Annotated in this window: 16 protein-coding genes, 1 tRNA gene and 2 pseudogenes; 11 read left to right on the top strand and 8 right to left on the bottom strand. The window is 54.4% G+C overall.

The annotated features are described in order from the left end of the window. Window positions 1–34: 34 nt before the first annotated feature. The 7 genes from A6R74_RS16945 to ureG all read left to right on the top strand — a co-directional run bounded on the left by A6R74_RS16945 (window position 35) and on the right by ureG (window position 5517). A complete protein-coding gene (locus tag A6R74_RS16945) occupies window positions 35–919 on the top strand; it encodes an urease accessory protein UreD (RefSeq protein WP_064235636.1) in 885 nt (294 codons plus the stop codon). Window positions 920–956: 37 nt separating this feature from the next. Beyond that, a complete protein-coding gene (locus tag A6R74_RS16940; protein WP_007112420.1) occupies window positions 957–1259 on the top strand; it encodes an urease subunit gamma in 303 nt (100 codons plus the stop codon). A 95-nt stretch (window positions 1260–1354) separates the two neighbouring features. Beyond that, the gene (locus A6R74_RS16935; RefSeq protein WP_064235635.1) at window positions 1355–1675 is read left to right on the top strand and encodes an urease subunit beta; all 321 of its coding nucleotides are present in this window, start codon (window positions 1355–1357) and stop codon (window positions 1673–1675) included. Continuing rightward, on the top strand, window positions 1672–3387 hold the full coding sequence (ureC, locus tag A6R74_RS16930) for an urease subunit alpha (RefSeq protein WP_064235634.1): 1716 nt from the start codon (window positions 1672–1674) through the stop codon (window positions 3385–3387). The genes A6R74_RS16935 and ureC overlap by 4 nt, the downstream gene beginning before the upstream one ends. A 206-nt stretch (window positions 3388–3593) precedes the next feature. After that, a complete protein-coding gene (ureE, locus tag A6R74_RS16925) occupies window positions 3594–4127 on the top strand; it encodes an urease accessory protein UreE (RefSeq protein ID WP_064235633.1) in 534 nt (177 codons plus the stop codon). Then, window positions 4117–4866, top strand: a complete 750-nt coding sequence (locus A6R74_RS16920) for an urease accessory protein UreF (protein WP_082906725.1) — start codon at window positions 4117–4119, stop codon at window positions 4864–4866. The genes ureE and A6R74_RS16920 overlap by 11 nt, the downstream gene beginning before the upstream one ends. Before the next feature lie 12 nt (window positions 4867–4878). Beyond that, window positions 4879–5517, top strand: a complete 639-nt coding sequence (gene ureG, locus A6R74_RS16915; protein WP_064235631.1) for an urease accessory protein UreG — start codon at window positions 4879–4881, stop codon at window positions 5515–5517. Window positions 5518–5519: 2 nt separating this feature from the next. On the opposite strand, the gene A6R74_RS16910 is transcribed toward ureG, so the two are convergent. Then, window positions 5520–6446 carry a YihY/virulence factor BrkB family protein gene (locus A6R74_RS16910; protein WP_064235630.1) on the bottom strand — a complete coding sequence of 309 codons (927 nt, stop codon included), beginning with the start codon at window positions 6444–6446 and terminating at the stop codon, window positions 5520–5522. Between the two features lie 437 nt (window positions 6447–6883). On the opposite strand from A6R74_RS16910, the gene A6R74_RS16905 reads away from it, so the two are divergent. Then, a complete protein-coding gene (locus A6R74_RS16905; RefSeq protein ID WP_064235629.1) occupies window positions 6884–8671 on the top strand; it encodes a methyl-accepting chemotaxis protein in 1788 nt (595 codons plus the stop codon). Between the two features lie 64 nt (window positions 8672–8735). Here A6R74_RS16905 and A6R74_RS16900 read toward each other — a convergent pair whose 3' ends face one another. From A6R74_RS16900 to A6R74_RS16890, 3 genes are read right to left on the bottom strand one after another with little or no spacing between them, the layout of a single operon-like run. Further along, window positions 8736–9998 carry a TRAP transporter large permease gene (locus A6R74_RS16900; protein ID WP_064235628.1) on the bottom strand — a complete coding sequence of 421 codons (1263 nt, stop codon included), beginning with the start codon at window positions 9996–9998 and terminating at the stop codon, window positions 8736–8738. Then, window positions 9995–10519 (bottom strand): TRAP transporter small permease, encoded by a 525-nt coding sequence (locus tag A6R74_RS16895; RefSeq protein ID WP_064235627.1) that lies wholly within the window; start codon window positions 10517–10519, stop codon window positions 9995–9997. The genes A6R74_RS16900 and A6R74_RS16895 overlap by 4 nt, the downstream gene beginning before the upstream one ends. After that, the gene (locus A6R74_RS16890) at window positions 10520–11515 is read right to left on the bottom strand and encodes a TRAP transporter substrate-binding protein (RefSeq protein ID WP_064235626.1); all 996 of its coding nucleotides are present in this window, start codon (window positions 11513–11515) and stop codon (window positions 10520–10522) included. A 143-nt stretch (window positions 11516–11658) separates the two neighbouring features. Here A6R74_RS16890 and A6R74_RS16885 point away from each other — a divergent pair. Continuing rightward, window positions 11659–11735, top strand: a tRNA-Arg gene (locus A6R74_RS16885). Between the two features lie 266 nt (window positions 11736–12001). Further along, window positions 12002–13045 (top strand): annotated as a pseudogene (locus A6R74_RS16880) (IS110 family transposase). Window positions 13046–13550: 505 nt separating this feature from the next. Here the strand turns inward: A6R74_RS16880 and A6R74_RS16875 are convergent. From A6R74_RS16875 to A6R74_RS16860, 4 genes are all read right to left on the bottom strand, one after another. Beyond that, on the bottom strand, window positions 13551–14249 hold the full coding sequence (locus tag A6R74_RS16875; protein WP_205634203.1) for a hypothetical protein: 699 nt from the start codon (window positions 14247–14249) through the stop codon (window positions 13551–13553). 478 nt (window positions 14250–14727) lie between these two features. Further along, on the bottom strand, window positions 14728–15237 hold the full coding sequence (locus A6R74_RS16870) for an NYN domain-containing protein (protein WP_064235625.1): 510 nt from the start codon (window positions 15235–15237) through the stop codon (window positions 14728–14730). Between the two features lie 78 nt (window positions 15238–15315). Beyond that, window positions 15316–16485 carry a hypothetical protein gene (locus A6R74_RS16865; RefSeq protein ID WP_064235624.1) on the bottom strand — a complete coding sequence of 390 codons (1170 nt, stop codon included), beginning with the start codon at window positions 16483–16485 and terminating at the stop codon, window positions 15316–15318. Between the two features lie 577 nt (window positions 16486–17062). Next, a complete protein-coding gene (locus tag A6R74_RS16860; RefSeq protein WP_064235623.1) occupies window positions 17063–19228 on the bottom strand; it encodes a TonB-dependent receptor in 2166 nt (721 codons plus the stop codon). A 157-nt stretch (window positions 19229–19385) separates the two neighbouring features. On the opposite strand from A6R74_RS16860, the pseudogene A6R74_RS16855 reads away from it, so the two are divergent. Further along, window positions 19386–19634, top strand: a pseudogene (locus A6R74_RS16855) (iron-siderophore ABC transporter substrate-binding protein); the annotation flags it as partial. Window positions 19635–19680: the final 46 nt, after the last annotated feature.

The following is a 19680-nucleotide window of genomic DNA, read 5'->3' as shown; positions in this document are numbered from 1 at the left end:
CAAAGGCTTAGTGAAAAGGAAGCGATAGCTACCCATGATTCTGTGCGACCTCGCAAAACCACACGTTGCCTCCGGCCACCGCTTCGACGAAGGCCGCCACTGGGCGGCTTCGTTGGCGTTACGCTTTGCCAACCGCGATGGCGCCACCCGCATGGTGCAAGCCCGCCACGCCGGGCCGCTACGGGTGCAGCGTCCGTTTTACCCGGAAGGCAGTGATGAGGCGTGTCATATCTACGTCCTGCACCCGCCGGGCGGGTTGGTCAGCGGCGATGCACTTACCATCAGCGCCCACGTAGAGCGCGGCGCCCATGCGCTACTCACCACGCCTGCCGCTAATAAACTCTATAAAGCCGACAGCCAGGGCGTTGCCTGGACGCAGCACACCCAGTTGAGCGTTGAAGAGGGCGGCACCCTTGAGTGGCTGCCCCAGGAGACCATCGCCTTTGATGGCTCCAAGGGCGAGCAGCGCACCCAGATTGACCTTCACGGCAGCGCCCGCTGCCTGGGTTGGGAAGTGATGGCGCTAGGCCGCCCGGCCAGCGAGTTGCCTTATATTTCCGGGCGGATTGAGCAGCACTTTCGCTTAACCCTGGATGGCAAGCCGCTGTGGCTAGAGCGCCAGCCGCTTGATCCGCTTCACCCACGCTTTAAAGGTCGTTGGGGCCAAGGCGGTGCCACCGTGCAGGCGACGCTGTGGGCGGTGGGCATTGCTGACGCGCCTGCGGCGAATGATGCCCTGCGTGAAGCGCTACCGGATAATCCGCGCTGGGCAGTTACCGTCCGTCATGGCGTTCTACTGCTGCGCTATTTAGGTAACTCGCGCAATGAAGCCTGGGCGCTATGTGAACAAGCCTGGCACCTGCTGCGCCCCCGTTGGATCGACCGCGCCGCACATACGCCACGAATTTGGCTAACCTAATCAGTATCCCTGTGATGCACTGCTGGAGACATATGCCATGGAATTAACCCCGAGAGATAAAGACAAGCTGCTGCTGTTCTCCGCCGCCCAACTGGCCGAGCGCCGCAAAGCACGCGGTTTAAAGCTCAACTACCCCGAGGCGGTGGCGCTAATCAGCTTTGAGATTATGGAAGGCGCCCGGGACGGCCGCAGCGTAGCGGATTTAATGAGCTATGGCCGTGAGATCCTCAGCCGTGACGACGTGATGGAAGGCGTCGCCGAAATGATCGACGACGTCCAGGTGGAAGCTACTTTCCCCGACGGCACCAAACTGGTCACTGTTCATACGCCTATTGTGTGAGGGGTTAAGGGTGAGGGGTGAATGGTTAGGGGTGAGTGGTTTTACTCCTCACATCTTACTCCTTACACCTCACAACAAAACGAAGGAGCAACCAAATGATTCCCGGTGAATATCAGTTAAAAGACGGTGAAATCGAACTGTGCGTGGGCCGTGAGCGGATCAGCGTTGAAGTGGCCAATACCGGCGACCGGCCGATTCAGATTGGCTCCCACTATCACTTTGCCGAAGCCAACCCCGCCCTGACTTTTGATCGCGCTAAGGCGCGGGGTTACCGCTTGGATGTGGCCGCAGGCACGGCGATTCGCTTTGAGCCCGGCCAAACCCGTGAAGTCACGCTGATTCCCTATGTGGGCAAGCGGGAAATTTACGGCTTCCGTGGTGATGTGATGGGTGCGCTCGATGGAGGTAAGCAATGAAACCAGTTAACAAGATCAGTCGGCAAGCCTACGCCGATATGTACGGCCCCACGGTAGGCGACCGCGTGCGCCTGGGCGATACCGACTTGTGGATCGAAGTCGAAAAAGACGCCACCCACTACGGTGATGAAGTGAAGTTCGGCGGCGGCAAAGTGATCCGCGACGGCATGGGCCAGAGCCAGCGTGCCGACGACACGGTGATGGATACAGTCATCACCAACGCGCTGATTTTAGACTGGTGGGGCATCGTTAAAGCCGATGTGGGCATTCAAAATGGCCGCATTGCCGCGATTGGCAAAGCCGGTAACCCGGATACCCAGCCGGATGTCGAGATCGTGATTGGCCCTGGCACCGAAATTATCGCCGGTGAAGGCAAAATTCTCACCGCTGGCGCCCTGGATGCCCATATCCATTTTGTCTGCCCACAGCTAGTGGAAGAAGCGCTGATGAGCGGCATTACCACCATGCTCGGCGGCGGCACCGGCCCGGCCACCGGCACCAACGCCACCACCTGCACCCCCGGCGCCTGGCATATCGGCAAAATGCTGCAGGCGGTGGACGATATGCCCATGAACATCGGCTTTCTGGGCAAAGGCAATGCCAGCCTGCCGGAATCCCTGGAGCTACAGCTTCAAGCGGGCGCCATGGGCCTTAAGCTGCATGAAGACTGGGGCACCACGCCCGCGTCGATCAATAACTGCCTCAACGTCGCCGATGCTTACGATGTGCAGGTAGCGATCCACACCGATACCCTGAACGAATCGGGCTTTGTGGAGGACACCTTGGCGGCGTTTAATGAGCGCTGCATTCACACCTACCACACGGAAGGCGCAGGCGGCGGTCACGCCCCGGATATCCTCACTGCCTGCTCGAAAGCCTACGTGCTGCCGTCCTCCACCAACCCGACACGGCCCTACACGGTCAACACCATCGACGAACACCTCGATATGCTGATGGTGTGCCACCACCTCGACCCCAATATTCCCGAAGACGTCGCTTTCGCCGACTCACGTATTCGCCGCGAAACCATCGCCGCGGAAGATATTCTGCATGATCTGGGTGTAATCTCGATGATTGCCTCAGACTCCCAAGCCATGGGGCGGGTTGGCGAAGTGGTCTGCCGCACCTGGCAAACCGCGCATAAGATGAAGGTACAGCGCGGCCTGCTGCCAGAAGACGAAGCTTTGGGCGCCGATAACTTCCGCGCCAAGCGCTATATCGCCAAGTACACCATTAACCCGGCGATCACCCACGGTATTGCCCATGAAGTAGGCTCCATCGAAGTGGGTAAGCTGGCGGATCTAGTGCTGTGGAAACCGGCCTTTTTCGGCGTAAAACCGGCGATGATGATCAAAGGTGGCATGATTGCGGCGGCGCCCATGGGCGACCCCAACGCCTCGATTCCGACGCCCCAGCCGGTACACTACCGCTATATGTTCGGCGCCCTGGGTCGTGCGGCTAGCCAAACCCGGCTTAGCTTTGTTAGCCAGGCTGCGTTAGACGCTGGCATTAAAGAGACATTGGGCCTCAATAGCCAACTAGCGGCGTGTAAAAACGTACGCCAAGTGCGCAAGCAGGATATGAAGCTCAACGACGCCTGCCCCGATTTAACCGTCGACCCACAAACCTATGAAGTGCGCTGCGATGGCGAAATTTTAACCTGCGAGCCCGCCACCGAATTGCCGCTGGCTCAGCGCTATCATTTATTTTAATTAAGGCTATTTCACTTAGGTAGAGGTGACGGGGGTAGGCCGTAGAGAGGGTCTTTTGCCATGGCCGGAAATTGTTCCCTACATTTCCGGCATTTCCTCCATCCATGGAGGTCAGATGGCAAAAGTAGCGTACAGGATGTATTCACAGCGCCCTCTCGTAGGCCTACCCCCGGCACAGCCTCATAGATAGCGAAAGGACGATAGCAATGCTGAAACTGATAGAACGTTTAGGGCTGATAGAGGAAAGCGCGGCGAGCGACACGCTGACGCTGCCCTTTGAGCTACGCATCCGCGGGCGCTTGAAAGCCCAAAGCGATAGCGGCCGTGAACTGGGTCTATTCCTAGATCGCGGCCCAGTATTGCGCAGCGGTGAAGGCCTGAAAGCCGAAAGCGGCGAAGTCGTGCGCGTCTGCGCGGCAGTAGAACCGGTGGTTACCGCGCGAGTGAGTGCTGGCTTACCGCTGGCGCGGCTTGCCTACCACCTAGGCAATCGCCACGTACAGCTGGCGCTGGGTGAAGACGACAAGGGTGCCTGGGTGCGCTTTCCGCCAGACCACGTGCTGGAAGAGCTCGCCGAATTATTGGGTGCCAAGCTAGAGCACCACAACGCCACCTTCGACCCAGAGCCCGGCGCCTATAACCAAGTGGGCGGCGGGCATTCCCATTCGCACGGTCATGGCCATTCCCACGACCATGGGCATTCTCACGACCACGCACATGAGCACCACCATGCCCACTGATTCAGCTGCGCTAAAAAGCCAAAGCGATGAGCTGGCGCTGCTAGGCTTAATGCAACTGGTCAGCCCTGCGCTACCCATCGGTGCTTTTGCCTTCTCCCAAGGACTGGAAAGCGCCTTTGAGCTTGACTGGGTACGCGATGAAGCCAGTCTTGCTGAATGGCTGAATGGCGTTTTGGAAGATGGCCTAACCCGCTGTGAGCTGCCGGTGCTGGCGCGTTTGCACGAAGCGTTTGATCAGGCAGATGGTGAATCCATTGCCGTTTGGGATGAGTGGCTGGCCGCTACGCGGGAAACTGCTGAGTTAGCCGCGGAAGATACCCGCCTGGGCGCCTCGCTTAAACGCCTGCTGGGCAGCTTGGACTTATTGCCAATAGAAGAGCCGTTGCCAATAGAAGAGCAACTGCCAAGTGAGGACTTACCACTGCCCTTGCTGCCGGATCATGCAGGCTATGTGACTCTATTTGCCTATACGGCGCATGCCCGCGGCGTGTCTGTTCGCCAAACCTTGCTGGGCTTTGCCTGGGCGTGGTTGGAAAACCAGCTTGCGGTGGCCTGCAAAGCCTTGCCGCTAGGCCACACCGCCGCCCAGCGCGTTATAGAACAGCTGCGGCCAGCATTAGTGGCTGCCGTTGACCAAGCGCTTACATTAGATGACGACGAGCTAGGCCCCGTGCTGCCCGGCTTAGCCCTGGCAAGCGCTCTACACGAAACCCAGTATTCACGACTGTTTAGAAGTTAGGAGATTTTCATTATGACTCACTGTTTACGTATTGGCGTGGGCGGCCCGGTAGGGTCTGGCAAAACGGCGCTACTCAAGCAACTCTGTTTAGCGCTGCGGGATTACTACGATATCGCCGTGGTCACCAACGATATCTACACCCGCGAAGACGCCGACTTCCTGCTTAAGCACGATGCCCTACCGGCGGATCGCATTCTGGGGGTAGAAACCGGCGGCTGCCCGCATACCGCGATCCGCGAAGATGCCTCGATGAACCTGGCGGCCATCGACGAGCTACAGGCGCGCCATCCCAAGCTGGAGCTGGTCATGGTGGAGTCGGGCGGCGACAATCTTTCGGCCACCTTTAGCCCCGAGCTTTCTGATCTCACGCTCTACGTGATCGACGTCTCCGCAGGCGACAAAATTCCCCGCAAGGGCGGGCCGGGTATCACCAAATCAGATCTATTGATTATCAACAAGATGGATATCGCCGAGCAGGTGCACGCATCGCTCGACATCATGGCGCGCGATTCGAAAAAAATGCGCGGCGAACGGCCCTTTGTGTTTACCAATCTGTATGACGGGGTGGGGCTGGAAGAGATCATCCGCTTTATTCTCGATAAAGGGATGCTTGATGAGCGGCGTCCGCAGGCCGAAGCGACCGCTAGCTAACGTCAATCAACCCGTGTAATCGGCTGGCGATTTGGATTGACGTACCATGGCAGCCCAAGGCGGGTATTGCGTTCCAGTTCGGCAATCACCTGGGCGCCCAACAGTAAAATGACGGCGCCCACTTCCAGGCTAATCAATACGACCACCAGCGCCGCCAATGAACCGTAGACGGCGTTAACGAATGAGAGGTTGGCGAAATAGTAGACCAGTAACAGCCGAACCCCTTCCCATAGCAGGGCTGCCACAAAGCCGCCTACGATTGCTCGACGCAAGGCAATGCGCACCACTGGCAGCACTTTATAGATAGCGCTGAACAACAGGAACACCCCGGTGAAACTGGCTATGTTAAGCACTGGCTCTGAAAACCCCGCCAAAGGCAGCTCCCGTTCAAATAACAGCATGACCAGCGCATTCAGCGAACTGGCCAGGGTGACCACCAGCGTGAGCACCATAAGCGCCGCCCCAAGAACCACCATAAAGGCATAAGGAAGCAGCACTGATACCCAGGCGCTACGCTTGATATGCGGGCTATCCGGCGCATGGAAAATGATCGCTAAAGCGTCTTCCAGCATACGAAAGGCGAAGGAACTGAACAGCAACAAAATGGGAAAGCTCAGAATGCCGATGACATCCCGGGAATCCAGCAGGCTGCGCACGGCCTCAACCAAGACTTCGGCATGGGCGGGTGCCATATGGCGTGCTTGTATCGACAGTACATTGAGAAGGTGCTGCTGATCCACCACGTGGGTTAATAGCACCACCAGCACGGCAAAAAGCGGCACGATAGAGAGCAAAATATTGTAGCCCACGCCGCCGGCGAGCAGGATGCCGTGATTTTTAAAAAAATTGCGTAATACGCGCCAGGCAAAGTGAGCCAACCGAGGGAGCAGGAGCAAGACAGCGCTAAAAAATGAGGGGGTTTGAACCATGCTTGCCATTCTCCTTGTGACTTGCTAATGCCATGATACGCCCATGGCGCTAGCAATTAACAAGGGCAACGATCAAGAAAGTCAGGAATGGATGGGGCTGGGTTAAGATGGCGGCGGTCGAAAGCACTGATGAAGGTAAGCCTTAAAAACAAAAAGGTCGCCCTGACCAGGCGGTAGAAAGGTCAGGGCAACCGAAGAAGGTGGCTAAGCATCTAGCTTAAAACGGGCCATCCTTGGCCACCACCACTTCAGGATGAACGTATACGCTATCGGAAGCCTTAACTTAGGTTATGAACCTAAGTATTAATTGTTAATTAATTGAATATTAAGTAAAAAAACACCGCAAATTGGTTAAAGTCTGTGCATTTTAGGTCGATAAGGCCCCTATAACTATTAAAAACTCATCCCTCAAGACAGACTTTGGAACTTGCTCACAAATGACCACTCCCTCTGCTTCTAAACGCGCCCTGGGTTTACAAACCAAGGTGCTGATACTGGTACTGCTCCCCCTTCTAATAGTGACGGTTGCCCTGGTCGGGTTTAAAGCCTACAGCAACATCCAAGACACCCACGACGTATTGGCAGAACAGCGTGAAATGCTGATTGAAGAGCGCCGCAAAGCGGTGCGCGATATCGTCCAGATGGCCACTTCTGCCATCGAGCCCATTTACGAACAAGCCGGTGCCAACGATGCGGCTGCCAAACAGCGGGTAGCCGAGCTGGTGCGTTCCATGCGCTTTGAAGATAACAACTACATCTTCATCTACGACTATGACGGTAACAATATCGTCACGGCGCCTGCACCAGAGCGTGAAGGCACCAACATGATCGACGCGCAAACGCCTGATGGCACTTACCTGATTCGCGAGATCATTAAGCTCGCCCAGAGTGGTGGTGGCTTCTACAGCTATATGTGGGACTACCCAGGTACCAACCGAATTGAACCCAAGCACTCCTTCGTTGACCGCCTTGAAAAATGGGACTGGCTCATTGGTGCAGGGGTTTACGTTACCGATGCTGACGACGCCATTGCCGAGCTTGAAGCCGCGGCTGCCGCTGATTTGCGCCAAGGCATTATATTTGCCTCCCTGTTGGGGCTGGGCCTATTTATCGTTATTGCGCTGATCGCGTATGGCCTAGTGCGTCGCACGCTGGGGCCGATCAAACGCACGACCGCGGCGATGCACGATATTGCTCAGGGGCGCGGTGATTTAACCCGTCGCTTAGCGGTTGAAAGCGGCGATGAGATTGGCGAGCTAAGCGCACAATTTAACGCCTTTGTGGCGCGCATGCAGACCACGTTGCGCGACGTGCGCAGTAGTACGCTGAGCGTCCACCAAGCGGCGAGTGAGATCTCACAAAGCTCCGATGAGCTTGCCACCCGAACCGAGCAGGCGGCGGCCAATCTCCAGGAAACGTCAGCTTCCATGGAGGAGATCACCTCAACCGTTAATCACAGTGCTGACAATGCCCAGCAGGCCAACACGCTGGTTCAGTCTACTGCTGATGTGGCCCGCGAAGGCGAGACTGCCATGGGGCAGGTTGAGACCACCATGCGCGATATCAACGACTCCGCATCGCGCATCAGCGACATCATCACCATGATCGATGCGATTGCCTTCCAGACCAATATTCTGGCGCTTAACGCTTCGGTGGAAGCCGCACGGGCGGGCGAGCATGGCCGTGGCTTTGCCGTAGTGGCGCAAGAGGTGCGGGTGCTGGCCAGCCGTTCAAGCGATGCTTCCAAAGAGATTCGTGCGCTTATCGATACATCTGTTCAGCACACTGAATCGGGCGCGAAGCTGGTGCGTAGCGCGGGCGACACCATGCGCGAGATCGTCTCTAGCGTCGCGAAAGTCACCGATGTAATCGGCGAGATCACCGCCGGTGCCAAAGAGCAGAGCAGCGGTATCGGCCAGATCAACACCGCCGTGGCTGAAATGGACACCATGACCCAGCAGAACGCCGCCATGGTAGAAGAGTCAACCACCGCCGCCGCCAATATGCGCCGCCATGCAGAGCATCTGAATCAGCTAATCAACTCCTTTGTGCTCGGTGAAGACGAGCCACAGCATCAGGCGCTAGCCTCTCCGGCGTCTCAGCAGCGTGGCGGTGATAATGGCTTGAAGCGCCCCGCGCTTTCATCGCACGCCTCATCACAGCCATCATCCAAGCCCTCACCGGCAACGGCAAAGCACGCTGCAGATGAGTGGGAGGCGTTCTAACGCCTAACGCTATAGCGGGTATAAAAACGGGGCTTGCCATTGGCAAGCCCCGTTGCGTTTCTGGCTAATGCCCCGACCAGCCCAACAAAATCGGCACATAAACCACCAGTAGCAGCACCCCGATCAGCCCCAGCAGGTAAGGGATAATCGCCCGGGTAATCCGCTCCAGCGGTAGTTGCGTAATCGAAGACGCCACATAGAGGTTGATCGCCACCGGCGGGGTAATCATGCCAATAGAAAGCCCCACTACGATAATCAAACCAAAGTGGATCGGGTCAATCCCCAACTGCAGCACCAGCGGCAGCAGCACTGGAGTGAGAATAATCAGCGCACTGGCGGTTTCGATAAACACCCCGGTGAGCAGAATAATCCCCACGATCAGCAGCATAATCACATAAGGATTGGTGGAAAGGGATAGCACCGCCTGGGCAATCGCCCCCGGCACTTGCCAGCTTGAGAGCGTCCAACTCAACACCGCCGACATGGCAATCACCAGCATAATCACCGCGGTGGTCATCGCCGAACGGATCAGTAGCTTATAAACCTGCGGCAGCGTCAGGTCACGGTAGACAAACAGCGACACCAGCATGGCGTAGTTCACCGCCACCACGGCGGCCTCTGAAGGGGTAAATTTCCCCGTGAAGATACCGCCGAGGATAATCACCGGCGTCATCAATCCCCAGCTGGCGTCTTTAAAGGTATTCCAGATGGTCGCCAGCGACAGCGGCGTGCCTTTGGGGTACTGGCGCTTATAGGCTTGGGTGATCGCAATCGCCATTAATCCTAAACCCATCGTTAACCCCGGCAAAAAGCCGTTGAGAAACAGCTTTGAAACCGACTGCTGGGCGATGACCGCGTAGATGATCATTGGCACCGAGGGCGGAATCACCACCCCAATGGTACCGCTGGCGGCAATCAAGCTGGCCGCCGAGGCCGGGTCATAGCCTTTGCGCTTAAGCTCTGGTACCAGGCTTGAGCCCACGGCGGCAGTCGTCGCAGCACCTGAGCCTGAAATGGCCGCAAAGAACATGCCTGCCATGACTGAAACCACCGAAAGCCCACCGCGCATAAAGCCGACGAGCGAATCGGCAAAGCTGACCAGCTTTTCGCTTACCTTGCCCTGGGCCATTAAATCCCCGGCGAGGATAAACATTGGGATGGCGACCAAGGCAAAGGAGTTAATGCCCTGGAACATCTGCTGGGTGACCACCATCAGCGGTACGCCGGATTGGTAAAGGGCGTAGAGCGTGCTGGCGCCAATCGCAAAGGCGATCGGCACACCCAGCAGCATAAACAGGAAGAACAGCCCAAACAGCAGCAGCGTCATAGCGACTCCTCCTGGGGTTGGGCGGTTTCGCCGTTAATCAGCAGCTCAACAATATCGACCAGCGCATACCAGGCCATAATGGCCGCGCAGATCGGCATCACCGCGTAAACGTAGGTCATCGACAGCCGCAGCGAGGCGGATTTCTGAAAGCTCTGCACCTGCATATAGCGGTAGCCGATCACAATCAGCGCGATCATAAACGCCAGCACGATCAGCAGGGCGGCAAGCTTTGCTATTTGGCGCAGGCGGCCGGGCAGGGCGTCGACCACAAAGGTCACGGCAATATGCCGCCCACGCTGGAATGCCAAAGTGCCCGCTAAAAAGGTGATCCACACCAGCAGAAAGCGGGCGACTTCTTCTGTCCAGCCCACTGCGCTGAAAAACACCCGCGAGACAATCTGTAGGGTAATCACCCCAATCAGCGCCGCCATGCCCGCAAAGACCACGGGCTGGATGATCGCATCCAGCCCGCGCTCAATTCGCCTTAGCAGCCTTAACAGCGGTTGAGTCAGTGTGGTCACTTACTTGAGCGCCTCCTGAATGCGCGGCAGGTAATCACCGAACTGCTCACTGTACTTCTCATACACCGGCGCAACAGCCGCCTGGAAGGCTTCCATATCCGGCGTATCGTTGATCTCCATGCCCGCATCGCGCAGCGCTTGCAGCTGTTCGCTCTCCATCTCGGCGTTCACCTGGCGCTCATGCTCGGCCGCTTCCTGAGCTGCCGCTAGCAATACTTCCTGGGCGTTTTCAGGCAGCTGGTTCCAGGCGGGCATGCCCATGACAAAAATCGCGGGAGCGTAGGTATGGCGGGAAAGGGTCATGTAGTTCTGGGTTTCATCCAGGTTGAACGAGTGGATCACGTTCACCGGGTTTTCCTGGCCGTCGATGGTGCCCTGCTGCATGGCGGTGAGCGCTTCCGTCCACGCCATGGGGATAGCGTTAGCCCCCAGCTCGCGGAAGGTATCGGTGTAAACCGGGTTCTCCATTACGCGGATACGCAGGCCGTCCAGGTCTTCCGGCGAATTCACTGCCCGCTCGCTGTTGGTCAGGTTGCGGAAACCGCGCTCGGCGTAGGCCATGCCTTTCAGGTTCACCTCGGAAAGCTTGTCGAGCAGCTCCTGGCCAATCGGGCCATCGAGCACTGCGTAAGCGGCTTCCGGGGAGGGGAACAGGAACGGCAGTTCAAACACCGCCATCTCTTCGACAAAGTTGGCCACCGGGCCGTTGGTAATCACGCCCATATCCACCGTGCCGATCTGCATGCCTTCCAGCAGCGTGCGTTCGTCACCTAGCGTGGCATTAGGGTAGATCTCGATATCCACCTTGCCGTCGGTACGTTCTTCCACCAGCTCTTCAAACTTGGTGGCGGCAATGTGAAAACCATCCTGCTCATTGACCACATGGGCCAGGCGCAGGGTAACGGGATCCATATCAGCAAAATCGTTGGCGTTCGCGGCGCTTACCAGCGCCAGTGAGACACCCAGAACCAGCGTGCTACGTGCAAATGTTTTCATATTATTATGTTCCCAGTCGATGAAGGTGCAGAAGTGCTCCCAAAGCATGCACCACCGCGGGGAAAACGGTCAATTGACCAATGGACTCAAGCGCCATACGGCTGGACACAGCGCCCCCGCACAGTTACGATACGCACCCACAAGCGCCCGTAGCTCAGTTGGATAGAGTATCGGCCTCCGAAGCCGAGGGTCGCAGGTTCAAATCCTGCCGGGCGCGCCAAACATCAGAAAAGGGGCCTACGATAAATCGTGGGCTCTTTTTTTGGGCTGCTTTCGGCCAAGAGCTATCTTTTAGTCGTCTCTGATATAACGCCTTTCTTCAGCAGCGGCGAAAGCATGCTGGCGTGGCTTTTTGCGCTCTTTGCAAAAGGCATGACAGCGTGATTTTGTCCGACTGAAAGAACTTGATACTCATTGAGCCTTCTCCCCCAGCTCAGCCGTTTGGCTAAGCTGAAAAGGCGACCAAACCAAACAGGAGAAGACTCAATGAACTTTTACAATAGCACTCATCGTCACTACTGTGGAATTGATCTGCATGCCCGTAGCCTGTATGTCTGCATCCTGTATCAGTAGGGTGAAATCCTTCTGCATAAAGAGATCCCAGCCAAACCAGAGCCTCTGCTGCATCTGATCGAACCCTACCTGGACGATCTGGTCATCGGGGTTGAATGCATGCATTGCTGGTACTGGATCGCCGATTTCTGTGAAGATCAGGGCATTGCTTTCATTCTCGGTCATGCCCTTTATATGAAAGCCATTCATGGCGGTAAAACCAAGAATGACCGCGTGGATTCTTACAAGATTGCAGCACTTATTCGCGGTGGCAACTTCCCCCTCGCTTATGCCTACCCTCGTAGTATGCGAGCAACACGGGATTTACTTCGTCGTCGCACTGGGCTCGTTCGTCATGGTGCGGATCTCAAAGCTCATGTTGTCAACACCACGATTCAGTACAATTTGCCACCCAACAAGGTCAATTTGAAAAATGTCAGTGCCAGAGAGCAACTGGGCAGAACCTTTGATGACCCGCTCGTTCAGCGCAATATCGATTTAGTTATGGCCGTTTTAGAGTGCTACCACCGAGAACTAAGCCAAGTGGAATGGCTATTGGAAAAGCAAGCCAAAAAGCATCAGCCAACCTACTACCACTTATTAAAAACTATTCCCGGCGTTGGCCGTATTCTGGCCCTCACTATTCTGTATGAAGTGGGTGATATTCGACGCTTTGAATCTGTCCAGAAGTTTGCCTCCTATTCCCGACTGATCAAGTGCAAAGCCGAATCGGCTGGTAAGACCTATGGCACCCAGGGCAACAAGATTGGTAATGCCCATCTGAAGTGGGCTTTCTCTGAAGCTGCTGTGCTTTATCTGCGCGGCAATCCTGGTGCACAAAAGCTGTTGCAACGCTTCCATAAACGCATGAGTAAAGCCAAAGCCCTCTCGGCTCTGGCTCACAAGCTGGGGCGTGCGGTTTATTTCATGTTAAAGAACGAGAAGGTGTTTGATGAACAACGCTTTTTAACGAGTTAGTCACGCAGCAGGATGATGATCAACGTCTAACTGGATCATCACGTAGTGTGCTGAAACCGGGTGTCTGCTGACTGATCTTGAGATCTGAAACCCGACTTCTACACCCAACTCGAAGCCCGTCGCTTTGATTATCCATCCTGCTGGCGTGCACCAATACCCTGAGCGAGTGGGCTTACACCGGCGCTGAACCTGAAACTAACTGGGACTATAAAGTAACCCGCTGTTTGAATAGGACAGATGCCGGTTAACCGATGAATGTCTAGTGCCCCAGACCCACCTGCAAGGAGCAACCCGGTTTGGCAGTGGTGAACCACCACGTTAAGAGAGCCTCAATAGGTGTTTGCTGTAAGTCACTCACAGCCAACGATGACAGATGAAGTAGGATCACTGGCTCAGGGACTTGATATTGGCCGCTGACGCGGCCAATAAAAAACCTGCGGCTTATTGACAGAGAGAAGGCTCATAGGTGTTATGCATTTTTCTCCATTGCCAAGCGCGATATATACTACCTGTAAACGAGCCGTCTTGTGTAGATATCTTGACCCCCGCCGCGAACATGAATTATGGCATGATTTCTTGAGTTAACTAACGCGTGCTCTAGAACTGTGTAGTACTTATCTTTAGAAAACTCGTTTGCTGAGATATCAAGATCGGCAAGTGTGCCAGCCAGGTAGTCCGGGATTCTTACAAGTACATCATGATCATTAATGCCGCTCTTCGGTGGGATGGGGTATATGAAATGTGGTTTATCCATGACCGTACTTCTTTCCGCTTGCTTGCCCTGAGGTGCCCTCATGTGCTCTGCAAGGAACATGAAGTATGAAAGGTCGTATATAAATCCATCGCCCCTATCTATCAAGGCATCCCGATCTGACACCCATGCAATGTGTGACGGAGACTTAACTTTGTTGAGGTAATAGAATACAACACTGGCAAAGGTTGCCACCAAAAAAATCTGTCTTGAGAGCTGAAGATTCGCGCTCTTGGCCTTTAGGGACTCACGCATTTCTCTTGCGCGCCTAAGAACTCCATCAATATAGCCAGGTTTGAAAGAGGATGATTCATTGATAGCTTGCACGAACTCCTCAAATCCGCCAAAAAACGCCTCCATATTTTCTTTTGATGCATAGTCCTTTAGAAATCTAGAATCTCTCTCAACTGCAAAAGTAAAACTGAATATTACAGGGGTATTAAGGTACTTCAAGAAATCAGGGGAAGCATACTTGGTATTTTTTAAGTCCTTTGGAGAAAACGCATTAATGTAGCTTCCAATATTTGAAAGAGTGTCGTGATTAAGGAGAACGGCGAAGGAAGCAACGTCATTCTTTTTTTGGCTGTCATCAAAGCAATAATCTGAAATAACATACTATGCTGCATCGGAGGGAATATCCGAAAACCACTCGATCATCTCAGATAGTGCTGACTTATCAATGGTTTCTCTAAGAGGGATTGCTAAATCCAGCATGTTTCACCAATTTGTGCGAAGTGCATAACGCCAGCCAGCATGCGCGGCTACGGAATGGAGGCGAAGCCGCAATGTAGTAGGCGTCGCCGTGCTTGGCCTTGTTAAAAGTTCGGTGCACTGACCACGCGGCCAGAAACGTTGACATGAGAACCGTTTACATCATAGGTCCCACCCTGAACAAATGTTATAGACCGATAGTAGTTGTCGAGTTGGTTGACTATGAGGTTTTCAGAACCGATAGAAGAAAGGCGAGCAAACTTCCCTGAAGTTGGTCCGCCCAAGACCACACATGAACGTCCCATCCGCGCTTCAGTGCTCTCTCTGCCTGCTTGGTAAAGCTGGTACCAAAATCTGAGTCATTTCCGTCTCCAGTGACTAGAACAAGGGTCTGTGGAGGTTCATGATCAAGAAGGACATTCGCAATTTTAAGGTGCGCTATTTCGTCCACGCCCTGCTCAACCAGCCGACCGTCATCTTTCTCAATACGGTGCAAAAGATCTGTGTTATAGCCGTATCTCCTCGCATGCTCCCAGAGCACTTCGTTCCCTGGAGGAACGGAGCCAGCGAGGACTTTAGTAACCGGATTTGTCTCACGTTCCAACAGCTGAAAAAAGTTTCGGTAATAAAGCCTCACCGCCATCCAGAATGCTTCTGGCTCATGGGTTGCTGCCGCTCTCTGAGCACCTCCGAAAATATTCGAATTATCTATAAAAATATGAGAATCCATTCGATCTCCTTGTTTTTAACGCCGCGCTCTGCGGAAATTTTGGAGCGCAGAGGAAAATTTTCCGCCAGCAGCGCCTTGTTATGTCTTTTGTTCGGTTTCAAAATCAACAACCTTTGACAAATACGCGAAACTTTCCTCACCGCTATAGACCTTTTCACAGTCCTCCGATTTTGCAGTAGTTACTAAAGACTTTTTTCCTGATTTAGTATCGTACTTAATAACTACAACGCTTGATCTAGTAACTTCCCAAAGTTGATAAACGAATTGTGAAGCATGAAGTGCGCGCTCCAGTGAATCCTCGTCTGTTGCATCGGAAAACTGTGCGTATGCTTTCTCATCTGAAACTTTTAGATCAATTACTTCAAAACCTTGAGATGCTGCGCCTACACAAAATTGGAATTGCTCATCCACATCTTTTCGTTTGGAACCCTTACAGTGAGAAATCAATGAGTCAGCATTATCTAAGAAAAATATGGTTTGTGAGGTTCGAATTGCCGAATACAGAGTAAAAACAGACCTAGCCACTTCCATCAGTTCTTTTCTTTCGAGCCTAATGAAATGCTGGTTTTTCGCTCCATACGTACAAGTAATTGTAGAATCTTTGGTATCGATAGAAAAATGCTGTGCAATATTTCGCCACTGATTGAGAGGCACACCCCAGGGATTTAAGGTAAATATGTCAGAATCACCAAGCTTTTCACTGAGTTTGTTGACAACATTGCCTAAACTTAAAGAAGAGACTTCTGAATAGGACGTACTCTCGCCTTGAGCACAGGATGCAATGTGGAGCAGCTCCTTTAAGTAAACTTGGAGCGTGCCCTCAATTAGAGCACCAATATTCCTGAATAATTCATAGGCATACTCATCAATTGGCAAATTACCTTTATGGTGCTCAAATCTAACCGCGTTCCAGTAGAAAGTGAGCGCTTTTCCGATCTGCTCCTCCCATTGTGAACATATCTCAGCACATGTATTTTTATTACTAGCTAAAAGGCTTCTACGCACCTCAATGCTTTTATCGTATAGATCAGAGGACCACCCGTTAATTCGCACTTTGGTAACATTAACTGATTCGACCGCCCAGAGGTCGATCCCATACCTATCTAGAATTTCTGGGTTCTCAAATTCAGGTTCAAGAGATTCTAGAATTCCAGCTTTAATCTCTTCCTTTGAATATCCAGCTTCATAGGCTTGTAGCAGTGGGCTAAAAGCTCTTACACCACCCAATATATTTTTGTTCCCGTCCAAATCGAGGGCTCCTCCTACCAAACATAACAACGTATTAGACGGCGCGCTCTATGATTGAATGAGCGTGCTGGCACTTTTTTCTGGCAAATACAGCTTGTGCTGCTTCCCTAAGCATTTAATTTTATGAGCTATTAATTCCCATTAGACGGTATATCCAAAATTCGCGAGCCTGCTGTACTTTTCGGAGGAACGCTTTGGGGGTGTTTTCAGCCTTATGCTATTTGCTTCCGATCTCGTGCCCAGTGCTTAATAAAATTAGCCTAGCACAGGCCTCTGAAGAAAGCTGAGGCTCGTAAGCTTTTCTTTTCAACGCTCATTAGGGGCCTGCTGCTGAGGGCTCGTACCGTTCTCTAGCGTTGGCAGGTGTGTAGCCTATGCAGTCTTTGTTAGACGGGAGCAGAGTAAAAGTTAAGAGAAAACAATAATTAACGGGTCAGCTCTTGAGGGTCAGGAGTCGCAAGATGGGCTCATGGGCATCATGCTGTTAGCGTTATACCAACAGCCCCATTCGGCTGCGGAAAGATAAGGGCGCTTCATAGGAAGCGCCCTCATGGTAACGGCAAAGAGGATGCGTTACTTAAAACTCGACGGTCGCCGAAAGCTTGAAGGTGCGCGGTTCGCCTTGAACCAAATAATTTGCAAAGGACGTCGAGGCGCCTGACCAGTAATCTTCGTCGGTAACGTTGTCGATGCCTGCGCGCCAGATCCAATCAGCGCCACCGACCGGTGTGGTGTAGCGCAGGCCAAGATCGAGGCGTGTCCAGGAATCCAGCTCCAAGTCGTTGGCTACATCGGCGTACTGCGAGCCCGTGTGCAGGACGCGACCAGTGGCAGTGAGACGCTCGACGAAGGGCGTGTCCCATTCGCCACCGAACACAAAACGATACTCAGGAACGCCCGTGGCGTCATTTCCTTCGTTGCCATCCTGTGTTTTGGTGAGTTCGGCATCTATCCAGGTCGCGCTGCTGAACAGGCGCACTCCTGTCGTCGGCTCACCGTAAAGGCTTAGCTCCAGGCCGCGATTACGCTGCTCGTTATCCAGGTTGCCGATGCCATCGACGACCGCTGCAGAGGGCAGCTCTATCTGGAACAGGCTAATGCCACCGCCTAGATTGCCGTAGTCGAACTTAGCGCCCGCCTCGTGCTGCTCGGCATGGGCAATGCCCAAGTGCTGACCAAAGTTCAGCGCTGTGGTATCGGTGACCGTGCCGCCATCCTGCAATGCTTCGACGTAGTTGGCGTAGAGCGAGATATTATCCGTGGTCTTGAACACCGCGCCGACGGCGGGGGTTACCCGGCGATCGGCATAGCGATTGCTGCTGCCGTTGTTAGGACGTTCGTCGATCTCGAGTTCCTGATGGCGTGCGCCCAGCGTCAGCAACAGTCGGTCATCGATGAATCCAAGCGTGTCGCTCAGCGTGACCCCTTGGGAGCGTGTGCGCGTCACGCTACCCCCCACGAAAGGCATGCCATCCGGGCGAGATAAATCGGCGGGATCATAGATGTTGGTCGTGCCTGCCGCGAGGAAACTCCAGTCCGTGTCGAACTTGCGATAGGCGCTAGAGTAGCCAAAGGTGATGTCATGGCTAACTGGGCCGGTCAGCACGTAGCCACGCAGCCCCGCCTGGCTGGCGACGTTGTCGATGTGGTTGTCGGTCTCGAAGTCGTTGACCCTGGCGTTACCTGCATCATCGGTAAGGCGCGGAGTCGCCGACACGATGCCTTCGAGCGTGCGGTTGCCCCCCAAGGCTGCGAACGCGGTCCAGGTGTTGGTGAGGTCATATTCGCCCCTGACCATACCGAAATTGGTTTCTAGCTCGGTTCCACCGAAAGAAGGGGTGTAGTTCAACGTGGAGTCCGGCGCAGCGGGCACCTGAGTGGCCGCGCCGGTGTTGACGCTTGAACGACCACCATCCAGGGTGAGCTTTTGATGACCGACATCGAACAATATCCGGCCTTGATCCCCACGGTAGTCGAGCCCAACGACGAAGGAGGTATCGCGCTGGGTTTCGTCATCAATGGCGGTATCACCACGGCCGCGCGTGGCACTTACTCGTGCTCCCCATTGCTGCTGATCCCCATAACGCTGGCTAGCATCGACGCCCACTTCGCCGTAGCCATCAGAGCGATAACCACTGGATAGTTTGAGCATCGGGTCATCCCCCGCATGCTTGGGCTCGATGTTGACGGTGCCACCAATACCGCCGCTCCCGCCGATGGGAATGCCCGACGTAAAGGCGCTGGCGCCTTTGAAGACTTCGACGCGCTCGGCAAGGTCGCTGTTGATGATCTGGCGTGGCAGCACGCCGTAGAGGCCGCCATAAGCCACGTCGTCACCGGTCAGGCTAAAGCCGCGTACCTTGTACGCTTCGCCATAGATGCCAAAGCCTAGCCCTACCGATACCGAGGCATCGTTTTGCAGGGTATCGCCCAGTGTCTGAGATTGCTGATTCTCCATCAGCTCACTGGTATAACTGATGACGTTGAAAGGCACGTCCATCGCGTCTTTTTCACCGACCAGTCCTACGCGGCCACCCGCCGCGATTTGGCCACCGGCGAAGGCCGGAGGTGGCGTATCTCCATAGGTCGGTACGGAGCCCGTGACGGTGAGGGTATCCAGGGACTGATTGGCAGCACTCGTCTGCGCCCAGGCGGTCGCGGGTGTGATACCCATCGCGATCAGCGCCAGCGCGCGCAGGAGCCGTGCTTTGCGCGCTGTGTTGGAGGTGTTCCCAAGAGGCATAGTGTCGATCCTATCGTTTTTACTGCAGCACCCTGCCGCTGCGTTTTTATGAAGCCGATATAAGAAAGCGGAGGTCTTGGCTGTCGTGCCATGACCACCTTTCCGGGATGGATGCATATGATAAACAAAATGAGATGTATTGACATCTGCGAATGGGGGATTTTCACTCGTGGGTATCGACGCGCTCTACGACTATCCTGAGGCCGCGTTGGTCGTTGTCGAGCCGGTGCCCGCTGGGGTCGAAGACACGTTGGCGAAAAGTGGTTTATGGCAACATTTACCCAGCGTTAAAAACGCCAATCTATTGCGCTTACCGCCGGTATGGAGTTTTGGCGCGCTGCCTTCTGCTCAACGCTTTGCTCGGGAGCTGGTCGCTGCTCTGTCGTCACGCAACCCCCTTGAGTAAGCGATTGAGCGCTTAACCCTATTTACGATCAGGCTAGGTGCTATTC

The sequence above is a fragment of the Halomonas sp. ALS9 genome (genome assembly GCF_001651035.1).
Taxonomy (GTDB): domain Bacteria; phylum Pseudomonadota; class Gammaproteobacteria; order Pseudomonadales; family Halomonadaceae; genus Vreelandella.
This window is presented reverse-complemented; position numbering and strand designations above follow the sequence as displayed.